The sequence below is a fragment of the Bacillus sp. F9_6S_D1_P_5 genome (assembly GCF_054823925.1).
The window spans coordinates 1-1,222 of record NZ_JBTREW010000061.1; the positions used below are offsets into that span (position 1 = coordinate 1).

1 protein-coding gene is annotated in these 1,222 nt (G+C 34.0%); it reads left to right on the forward strand.

Translation table 11 applies throughout. The annotated features are described in order from the left end of the window. Positions 1-31 precede the first annotated feature (31 nt). Positions 32-1,222, forward strand: a protein-coding gene (locus tag ACUXEY_RS28105; protein WP_461302079.1) for an IS3 family transposase whose coding sequence is annotated in 2 segments (ribosomal slippage) — positions 32-338 and positions 338-1,222 — 1,192 coding nt annotated over the 2 segments. Because the reading frame shifts where the segments join, the coding sequence is not laid out codon by codon here. This gene is flagged as partial in the annotation.

Consider the following 1,222-nt stretch of genomic DNA (forward strand, 5'->3'; position numbering starts at 1 on the left):
ATGTTACACTATTACTTGGAGGGGATTTTTCATGGCCAAAAAAGGTACAACATTTAATACATACTCAAATGAGATAAAGTTATCAGCTGTTCAAAGTTATTTAAACGGTGAAGGAAGCTACGATATGATAGCGGAGAAATATCAGATTAGAAGCTCTACACAACTTAAAAATTGGGTGAAAAAATATAAAGAATGTGGTGAAATTACAGATACTCGTGGGGAAAATAATAAAATGAAAGGCATACCGAACCCTTTAAAAGGCAAACGGATTCATTTTAAAACTGTTGAAGAAGAGCGTGATTACTATAAGGCTCAGGTTGAATATTTAAAAAAGCAGTATCCAAATCTGTAAATGGGGGCGTACTAAAATATAAAGAACGATATCATATCATTGAATTACTAAAGAGAAAATATCCCGTTATATGGCTTACTAATTTTGCGGGTGTACATCGCTCAAGTTACTATAAGTGGGTTCATACAAAAAGTATGAACAACATACGACTAGAATCCGATAAACGATTAAAAAAGGTAATTCAATCTATTCACCTAAAGCACAAAGAATATGGTTATCCACGTATGAAAATTGCTTTAGAAGAAGAGGGTTATTTTATAAATCACAAAAAGGTATATCGATTAATGAGTGAGCTTAACATTCAGTCTATTATTCGGAAGAAGCGTCGCTTCTTTAAAGGGAATTATTCTAATACTTTTCCAAATGTTTTAAACCGCGAATTCAAAGATCGCCAACAAAATGAAGCGCTTGTTACAGACATTACCTACCTACGATTTCAAGAGGGCTTCCGCTATCTTTCTGTTGTACAAGATATTTATAATAACGAAGTTGTTTCTTGGAAAATATCCAAGCGTAATGATAATGAACTTGTATTAAATACAATTGAAATGTTGGCACAAAAAAGAGATGTGCGTGGAACCATTCTCCATTCAGATCAGGGGTTCCAGTACACATCTCATGCCTACAACAAACGACTTTTCGATTTAGGTATCATTGGCAGCCACTCTCGCAAAGGAAACTGCCATGATAATGCCTGTATCGAGTCATTTTTCTCCCATTTTAAATCGGAGATGTTGTATTTGAATCATTTTAAAACAGAAGCGGATTTAATACAAGCAATTGAAGAATATATTTACTTTTATAACTATAAACGTTTCCAAAAACGACTCAACCATCGAGCTCCGATAGAATATCGAATCTCGATGGCTG